This is a genomic window from Sporosarcina sp. (assembly GCF_029257255.1).
Taxonomy (GTDB): domain Bacteria; phylum Bacillota; class Bacilli; order Bacillales_A; family Planococcaceae; genus Sporosarcina.
This window is the reverse complement of the sequence record NZ_JARICI010000035.1, coordinates 38,554-47,545: the sequence shown is the minus strand read 5'-3', so window position 1 is coordinate 47,545 and position 8,992 is coordinate 38,554. Positions and strand designations below refer to the sequence as shown.

The window sequence follows — 8,992 nt, the reverse complement described above, 5'->3', positions numbered from 1 at the left end:
CGAGGCTTGAGCTCGTGGTTCCACCCTTCTTCCTTCTATCCGTTAAACGGAAAGACGAAGCTTTCGATCGGCTAACGGGCCGTTACCGTCATCAGTTACTTATGTTCACTGACGCTGCTTGGAGGTGGTAAATGTATTTTTTCTGCCTGCAAGGGTTTCAGCCGTGCCCCTGCTCTCTGGAAGGTGAAAGAATCACTGTTGTCCTCTTCAATGCATTTCGATAAATTTATATTGAACTGAGTCATATTATAGAAAACTCTGCGGGAAAATGCAAGTATATTTTCTTATTTGATTTTTCCATAAGCTAACGCTAAATAATTTACAGGCAGGCGATCAATCACGCCAGCTTTTCCCGCCTAATATGAAGGGCTGACTGACCATGCGGATTCTCTCCATAATTCTTGCTGCTTTGATTGGTTCTTTTTCTCCTCGCTGAGAAGTTGTCAGATGGTGTTCCAGTTCGTTGTAATTGAAATTGGACGTGAAGAATACAGGCAGCTTTTCAGCCATGCGGTATTGCAGAATCGTACCCAGCACTTCGTCTCGAGTCCATGTAGACATCGTTTCAGCCCCAATATCATCAAGCATAAGAACCGGGGCTTTTTTAACGAAATTCACTTTTTCATCGAGCGTCTGATTTTGAATGGACTGCTTCATTTCACGCAGAAATTCCGGTACATAGACAACGACCGTCTGGACTTGGCGTGTAGCCAATTCATTTGCCAAGGCACCTAAGATAAAGGACTTTCCAATTCCAAAGTCACCATATAAATAAAACCCTCTGTCCGGTACTTCGCCTGTAGAATCAATAGTATTCAGGAAATCTTTTGCAGCCCTCATCACACGAACACGGCTGTCTTCCGAAATAAAGTCGACATTTGAAAGTCTCGCCTCCATAACCTCTTTCGGCATATACATGCTGTTGACCATTTTCGATACATTTCGACGCTCATCGTCAAGCTGCTTTGTTGGACAGATAACATAATCTAAATCAATCAAACGCTGTGAAATGACCAATTTCGGTTCAAAACCTTTCATGACGTTGATACAGCCCTGTAGATTCGGACAGCGATCGCATTTATGGGAAGCGGTCTTAAATTCATAAAGCTTTCCTAAACTACGGTTCACTACTTCTGTATTGATCTCATCAGAATGTTCGCTAATAAACTGCTGTACAGATGGATCTTCAAGTACTTCTGTTCGAAGTTCATCATATTGCGACGCTAATGAAGGTGCATTGACAACTCGCTTCATGGCATCTCCAATTCGTTCCATTTTACTTCACCTCGTTCTCCTGTATACCTAGTTCTTTCATTAATTTCTGCCGTTCTTCTTCCACATCAAAATCAGCAGGCACTTCTGCTATTTTCTTTTTATCATTGCGTTTAGAGAACCACTCAGGAACTTTTTCTTCTCGAGTTGCTTTCTGTTTTCTATTCGCGGTCTTTTTACCTTCAGTCTTCCATGCCAAATACTGATCATGCTCTTCTCTGGATAAACGCATAGCCGTTTTGGCATCCTTCACACCTTTTGATGCCCAATGTGAAGCAATGCGTTCAGCATACCCTTTGGTGATTTTACCATCATTACGAAGTTTTAAATATTGGAAAAGAACATTCACAACCCCCACAGGAAGCTCATGGGTTATAATCAGCGTTTCCGCCAACTTGAGATCTACTTCGAAGGGCTCTTTACCGTCACTCATATCACGCAACATCTCTTTAGGAGATATATTCTCTAAATAATGAATGTACTCCTCTTCCTTGCTCATAGCCGCTTTTGGAGACTCTTTCGATTGTGGTGTAATGAAAGCTGTTTGCAATTTCGGTGGCTTTTTTGAACGATTCATTTTATAAAATTCAGAAGCCGCTCTTTTCAGCCGTTCCTCTGTCACTGTATGATTGTCATCCATCGCCATCATCATGACACTTTGCATATCAAGCGGATTTAGAGAATATAAAAAGGCCAATTTTGCAATCATTTCCTGGGAAATGCTGCGAAGTGCAGATCTCGGCATCATCTGTTCTGACAGACCGCCATAGAACAATTCAAAATTGAAATCATATTGTTTAAAAGGGATGCCTGGCGCGGCTGTTTTCCCTTGAAAATGACTGCCCGCGGTGATTTCTACTGCCTGCTGATCTCCTCGGGAAGGCTGGAAAACATCTAAAAATGTACGAGAAATATCCGCATATTCTTGTTCCTCAATAGACTCGGACAGAAACCGGCTACGCAGCTGCCGATATGGCTTCTCCCCGATTTTACTGAATAAAAAAGTAGATAATAATGGATCATTAAAATAAGAAGGCGCATCCAAAGGGGGCAGTAGTTCATAAAGAAAAGAGCGCTTTTCATTTTCATTCCGCTTCTTATATGTACGAAGCAGCCCGATCGCTTCCAGTGTAATTCTCGCTTGAAAAATTTGTTGTAACGGAAATGACAGAACATTCATCAAATAATAATGAGAATGTTCTTGTGGTTCTTGGTTCTCTGCATCCGTCCAAAGCGTCAAAAATAAGCTGACGGCTTCTGAACCGATCAACGGCTGATAAAACAATGTGATCATCTGCCGATCGTACGCAGAAAAAGGGTGCGTTAATTTCACCCGGAAGGAATCGACAGGCTGCAGTTCTGTATAAAGCATGGTGACAATCGCCTCCTTCTATGGTCAAGGGTCCCCTATTCCTGCAAATCTTTTCTATTTTGCAAATGCTGTAATTCATCTATAAAGACCGTGATATCTTTGTACTGGCGGTAGACAGAGGCAAATCGTACATATGCGACTTCATCCACATCTACAAGTCGCTCCATTACCATTTCTCCTACTTGGTCAGATTCGATTTCGACAACTCCCGAGCTTCTTAACTCTTTTTCAATCGATATCACTATATCTTTCAGTTTTTCGACAGGCACAGCCCGTTTTTCACAAGCTCGAATTAAACCGCGAAGTAGCTTTTCACTGCTGAATTCCTCGCGAGTCGAATCCTTTTTGACCACGATCAACGGGGAATGTTCTACTTTTTCAAATGTTGTGAAACGAAAACTGCATTTTTCGCATTCTCTTCTTCTGCGAATTGAACGATTTTCTTCCGCCGGACGTGAATCGATAACACGCGTTCCATTGTAATGACAAGCTGGACATAACATAGTCGGTTCCTCCGCAATTCTATTAGGTATGTTCATTATAACAGAAACTCTCGGCACAACAACATGAGGGCAATGAAAAGCACTTCACCGTTCGAGGTGAAGTGCAGGATCTCGCTATTACGAAGTTACTCTATTGTTTAAAGCTGTTGCCACTTTTTTGGTCAGCTGCACAACACGTGCCGAGTAGCCCCATTCATTATCATACCAGGCAAGCACTTTAATCTTGCGGTTGCCCATGACCATCGTGGAAAGACCGTCAATAGTTGCAGATTCTGTTGTTGTTTTGAAGTCGATTGATACAAGAGGTTCTGTTGTGAAGCGAACGATTCCCTTTAATGGACCATTTGCTGCTTTTAAGAACGCATTGTTTACTTCTTCAACTGAAACGTCCTGCTCGACGTCTACTACTAAATCTACTAGAGATACGTTTGGAGTCGGGATACGCAATGCCAAACCATGAATTTTCCCTTCTAATTCAGGTAGCACTAAGGCCAATGCCTTCGCGGCACCCGTCGATGTCGGGATGATTGATTCACCGCATGAACGTGCACGGCGTAAGTCTTTGTGAGGATTATCTAAGTTTTTTTGGTCATTCGTATAAGCATGTACTGTTGTCATGAGTCCATTGATGATACCGAACTCATCGTTCAGTACCTTTGCCACAGGAGCCAGACAGTTTGTTGTACAGCTTGCATTCGAGATAACACTGTGTTTTTCTACATCTAGTTTGTCATCATTAACACCAAGCACAATTGTGACATCTTCATTCTTACCAGGTGCTGTCAAGATTACTTTCTTGGCGCCTGATTCCAAATGAAGCGCTGCCTTCTCTCGTGAATTAAAAACGCCTGTTGATTCGATTACAATATCAACACCGAGTTCTTTCCACGGCAGCTTTGAAGGATCACGCTGTGTGATCAGCTGTACGCGTTTACCGTCTACAATGATCGCATTTTCTTCGGCTTGAATATCACCGTCGAAAACTCCGTGTGTGGAGTCGTATTTTAATAGGTGAGCAATCGTTTCAGCTGGATATGTCGCGTTTACCGCAACTAAATTAACATCATCTTCCTTGATAATCTGACGAAAAACCATCCGTCCAATACGGCCGAGTCCGTTAATTGCAATTGTAGTAGTCATGAAAGTGATCCTCCTGCATGTATGTTATACTTATTATCCTTTATCGTTAATTAGTATAACATATATTACGATTAAGCCAACACTATTAGGTATTTATTTTAAAAAATAAATTTTCTGAACACATTTCCTCGTCAGCATTGAAGATATCCTTTTTGGATTAAATGCCGTAATCACTCATCACCTTTGACTTATGTAGCAGGAGAAAGCCTTTTCAATAGCCCACGATGTGTAGCATTTGACATTGCGAGTAACAAAACCATTGAGTATAGCTTAATTAGAATAAGGTTTATTATATAGACTGTTTCAAACTGGTTGGGCCTGCCAACTTTCGAGAATTTTGATTAATTGTCGCTTCGTTTCTTCGATAGTTCCATCATTATGAATGACTGCATCAGCGCCTTGTTCTTTTATTTTTAAGTCGAGCTGAGAAGCAATTCTGGCATCGGCTTCTGTTTCAGACAGTTCATTCCTAGCGATTAGCCGCTCCTTTTGCAGCTGTTTGGTGACTGATACAACTAGAATCTTCTCAACATATGACTGCAGCTTGCTTTCAAACAGCAGGGGTATATCCATGATCACTGTCTTAAATCCTTGCTCTACATATTGCTCTTTTTGTCTGACCATTTCACCCCGAATAGCAGGATGCATCAGTTCATTAAGCTGACGGCGCTTCGTCTCATCGGAAAATACGACACTTCCAAGCTTCTCGCGATTAAGTGAACCATCTTCCTGAATGACTTCATCGCCAAATACATTTTGAATTTCATTTAGTAAAGGTGAACCCGGTTCGACTACTTCTCGTGCAATGACATCCGCATCGACAATAGGGTAGCCTTTTTCACGCAGCATGTTTGCGACAGTACTTTTTCCGCTCGCAATGCTGCCAGTCAGTCCAATGATCATATCTCACACTCCCTATCTTTGGCAGGCAGGACAATAAACAGAAGTTCTGCCTGCAATCTGCATGCTCTTTGTAGGTTTTCCGCAAGCTGTACAAATCTTTTTGCTATACATATGCAAGCGGTCCTGCATTGTCCCCGCATTGCCATTAACCGAACGATAGTCTGAAATTGTGCTGCCTCCAGCATCGATACTCTCCTGCAATACACGGACAATTTCTTGAAAGAGCAGAATTTTGCGTTTTCTGCTGATTCTCTCCGCTTTTCTGCCTGGATGGATATTCATATGGAACAATGACTCAGTGGCGTATATATTCCCGCATCCTGAAATGACTTTGCCGTTCATAATGACTTCTTTGATCTGTTTGCCTTTATATTTCATTGACTCCGCCATCTCAAGAAAATGTTCCAATGCCCCTTCAGAAAAAGGCTCCGGCGCCATCTCCAACAACGGCGGAAAATCATCCTCTGATTGCAAGAGCCGCATTTCCCCAAATCTGCGAATATCAGAATAGACCAACAGACCGCCGTCTTCCATTTCTAAGAAAATATGTGCATGCTTTCGAAACTTTTCTTCTGTAATTTCATCAGGCGAATTCACGACAAACCAAGCGCCCGTCATGCCTAAATGGCTGACGAGCAAATGAGGCTGGTCTTGTTTTTGCAAATGAAAATAAATATATTTACTGCGGCGGACGATTTTCTGAATCTGCATCTGTTCCATATCTTGCAGAAAGTTCTCTACCGTTTTACCTTTGATGATCGTTTCTTTTCCAGCTGATTTGGAAGTAACAACCGTATCCGAAACAGACAGCTGTTTGATCGTCCGTCCTTCCACAAGCGGCGCGAGACCACGCACCACCCCTTCTACTTCAGGCAGTTCTGGCATAAATAATCACTCACTTTGTTTCGTACCAAGATTCGCCGTAATCCCAATCGACTTTCAATGGAACATCGAGCTGAATTGTCTGCTCCATTACTTCCGGTACGATTTCTTTTAATTTCTCCAACTCTTCAATCGGAGCTTCAAATATCAATTCATCATGCACTTGCAGCAGCATGCGAGCCTGCAGGTTTTCCTGTTCGAGCCGGGCATCCATATCAATCATTGCTTTCTTAATGATATCTGCTGCCGTACCTTGAATCGGCGTATTCATCGCCGTCCGCTCTGCAAAACCACGTAAATTAAAGTTCGAGCTCGTAATGTCCGGCAAATAGCGTCTTCTCTTAAGAAGTGTTGTCACATAGCCCTTCTGCTTAGCATCGATAATACTGTCATCCATATATTGCTTGACGCCCGGAAAGCTGGCCAAGTAGGTGTCAATGAACTCTCCTGCTTCTTTGCGTGTAATATTCAGACTCTGTGACAGTCCATAATCACTGATTCCATAAACAATACCGAAGTTCACGGCCTTCGCTGCACGACGCATATTGCTGTCCACTTCATCTTCTCCTACACCAAACACATCCATCGCTGTTTTCGTATGAATATCCGCACCATGACGGAAAGCATCAATTAACTTTTCATCCTGTGAAATATGTGCGAGTACCCGCAGTTCAATTTGGGAATAGTCTGCTGCGAACATAATCCAACCTGGTTTTGACGGAATGAAAGCAGCACGGATTTTGCGACCTTCTTCCAGACGAATCGGGATGTTCTGTAGATTGGGATTGATCGAGCTTAAGCGCCCCGTTTGAGTCAGTGCCTGCTGGAAACGGGTATGAATTTTTCCGTCTTCATGAATTTCTTTCGACAAGCCCTCAATATAAGTGGAATTTAATTTTCCAAGTTGGCGATATAGTAAAATGTGTTGAATAATTTCATGTTCACTCTCAAGCTTCTCCAGTACATCTGCTGCAGTAGAATAGCCGGTTTTCGTCTTCTTGATTGGAGTTAGACCAATTTTTTCGAATAAAATAACGCCAAGCTGTTTAGGAGAATTAATATTGAACTTTTCCCCTGCCATCTCATATATGCTTGTCTCAATCAATGACAGCCGTTCGGACAATTGTCGGCCGATTGTTTGCAGCACCTCTAAATCCGTCTTCACTCCTGCCACTTCCATCTTCCCTAAAATCTTCGCTAACGGCAGTTCGAGTTCATGAAATAACTCCTGCTGTTCATTCTCTTCAAGTTGCTTCTTGATGACTGGATAGAGTTCCCACACTGCATGCGCTTTTCTTGCTGTATGATCAACCAGTTTTTCAGAAGACGGCAATGCCCGTTTCGCCCCTTTTCCATAAACTGCTTCATCGCTCTCTACGCCATGATAGCCAAATGATCGGGCAATTTCTGAAACTTCACCAGTTGAGAAAGATGGATTGACGATATAGGCAGCCAGTATAAGATCAAAATCAGCTCCGTTCAGCTCCATACCGAGCCGCGCAATTGCCGCATATGCAGACTTCGAATCCGAAGCATATTTCAACTTCGTTTGGTCTCTAAGCCACTCTGTAAGTACAGTAGAGGATTTTGCAACTTCTATCGGAATGAAATACGTATGTTGTTCATCTGCCAGCCCTATCCCTAGGATTGCAGCAGACAAATAGTTGTCTCCATCAATTTCTACATGAAGAGACATCGTATCCGTTAACATGTCAGATGTAACTTCACTGAGAGTCTGAACATCCACTACTGACATAGGCTGTACTTCAACAGGTGCATCCATCTTTTCAAGAAGTGAGTTAAACTGCAGCTCTTTATAAAGTTGAAGGACTTCATCATCGTTCTTTCCTGCATAGTCCAAGTCATCCAATTTCTTGCTGATTGGTGCATTCACTTCGATCGTTGCCAGTTCTTTACTCATGAAAGCCTGCTCTTTATTGTTAACTAAGTTTTCCTTCATCTTCTTCGCAGTGATCTGTTCGATCGATTCATAGACTTTTTCCACTGAGCCATATTCCTTCAACAGCTTCAACGCAGTCTTCTCGCCAATTCCAGGCACTCCTGGAATATTATCAGATGCGTCGCCCATCAAACCTTTCATATCGATAATTTGCAATGGCGCAATGCCATACTTTTCTTCAATATGTTCAGGCGTATATTTTTCCAGATCCGTAATCCCTTTTCTTGTGATGCAGACAGTCGTGTGTTCATTTGCAAGCTGCGTCAAGTCTTTATCTCCTGAGATGATGACTACTTCTGCTTTTGCTTCACTGCATTCACGGCTCAGTGTGCCAATGATATCGTCCGCTTCATAGAGATCAAGCTCATACTGCTCAATCCCAAACGCTTCGACTAATTTACGAATATACGGAAACTGTTCAGAAAGCTCGGGCGGAGTCTTCTGTCGCCCGCCTTTGTACTCGGTGAACGTACTGTGGCGAAAAGTGGTTTTTCCTGCATCCCATGCGACCAATACATGCGTAGGCTTTTCATTATCTAGAATATTTTCTAGCATCATCGTGAATCCATATACGGCATTGGTGTGAATTCCTTTATCATTCGTCAGTAAGGGCAGCGCAAAAAATGCTCGGTACGCCAGACTGTTGCCGTCAAGTAAGACAATTTTCTTTTCCGTCAATGTATATTCCACTCCTTATAATCACTCGTTTCATACGTCAAAGCTGCTGTGCGGCAGAATACGCCGCTTCTGGAAAGCTCTCCAACGCCTGTCGGAGCTAAACGGCGTCTTCCGCTTTCGTAACCATCCAGCTGCAGCGGCTAGAGGCTCGGGTCATAAGTCAAAGCTGCTGTGCGGCAGAAAACGCCGCTTCGCATCTTCGCCTTATGCCTGCCGCCTCTAAACAGCCGCTTCCGCTTTCGTAAATAAAACATGCGTCATTTTCATCTAGTTTACCATGTA

The 8,992-nt window shown here is 42.8% G+C and carries 7 protein-coding genes; all 7 read right to left on the bottom strand.

Going from position 1 to position 8,992, the window contains the following annotated elements; genetic code table 11:
- Positions 1 to 333 precede the first annotated feature (333 nt).
- Positions 334 to 1,275 carry a primosomal protein DnaI gene (dnaI, locus tag Q1J64_RS07640; protein WP_301108484.1) on the bottom strand — a complete coding sequence of 314 codons (942 nt, stop codon included), beginning with the start codon at positions 1,273 to 1,275 and terminating at the stop codon, positions 334 to 336.
- A 1-nt stretch (position 1,276) separates the two neighbouring features.
- A complete protein-coding gene (locus tag Q1J64_RS07635) occupies positions 1,277 to 2,644 on the bottom strand; it encodes a replication initiation and membrane attachment family protein (protein ID WP_301108483.1) in 1,368 nt (455 codons plus the stop codon).
- A 35-nt stretch (positions 2,645 to 2,679) separates the two neighbouring features.
- Positions 2,680 to 3,147 carry a transcriptional regulator NrdR gene (gene nrdR, locus Q1J64_RS07630; protein WP_301108482.1) on the bottom strand — a complete coding sequence of 156 codons (468 nt, stop codon included), beginning with the start codon at positions 3,145 to 3,147 and terminating at the stop codon, positions 2,680 to 2,682.
- Between the two features lie 117 nt (positions 3,148 to 3,264).
- Positions 3,265 to 4,287 (bottom strand): glyceraldehyde-3-phosphate dehydrogenase, encoded by a 1,023-nt coding sequence (locus tag Q1J64_RS07625; protein WP_301108481.1) that lies wholly within the window; start codon positions 4,285 to 4,287, stop codon positions 3,265 to 3,267.
- Between the two features lie 303 nt (positions 4,288 to 4,590).
- Positions 4,591 to 5,190: a dephospho-CoA kinase gene (gene coaE, locus Q1J64_RS07620; protein ID WP_301108480.1), complete on the bottom strand. Its 600-nt coding sequence runs from the start codon at positions 5,188 to 5,190 to the stop codon at positions 4,591 to 4,593.
- Positions 5,191 to 5,202: 12 nt separating this feature from the next.
- Positions 5,203 to 6,075 (bottom strand): bifunctional DNA-formamidopyrimidine glycosylase/DNA-(apurinic or apyrimidinic site) lyase, encoded by an 873-nt coding sequence (gene mutM, locus Q1J64_RS07615; RefSeq protein ID WP_301108479.1) that lies wholly within the window; start codon positions 6,073 to 6,075, stop codon positions 5,203 to 5,205.
- Positions 6,076 to 6,085: 10 nt separating this feature from the next.
- On the bottom strand, positions 6,086 to 8,710 hold the full coding sequence (gene polA, locus Q1J64_RS07610) for a DNA polymerase I (protein WP_301108478.1): 2,625 nt from the start codon (positions 8,708 to 8,710) through the stop codon (positions 6,086 to 6,088).
- Positions 8,711 to 8,992 lie beyond the last annotated feature (282 nt).

Bases quoted from the DNA above. Each gene is read 5' to 3' on its own strand.
- dnaI (WP_301108484.1), bottom strand. From the start codon at position 1,275: ATGGAACGAATTGGAGATGCCATGAAGCGAGTTGTCAATGCACCTTCA.
- Q1J64_RS07635 (WP_301108483.1), bottom strand. From the start codon at position 2,644: ATGCTTTATACAGAACTGCAGCCTGTCGATTCCTTCCGGGTGAAATTA.
- nrdR (WP_301108482.1), bottom strand. From the start codon at position 3,147: ATGTTATGTCCAGCTTGTCATTACAATGGAACGCGTGTTATCGATTCA.
- Q1J64_RS07625 (WP_301108481.1), bottom strand. From the start codon at position 4,287: ATGACTACTACAATTGCAATTAACGGACTCGGCCGTATTGGACGGATG.
- coaE (WP_301108480.1), bottom strand. From the start codon at position 5,190: ATGATCATTGGACTGACTGGCAGCATTGCGAGCGGAAAAAGTACTGTC.
- mutM (WP_301108479.1), bottom strand. From the start codon at position 6,075: ATGCCAGAACTGCCTGAAGTAGAAGGGGTGGTGCGTGGTCTCGCGCCG.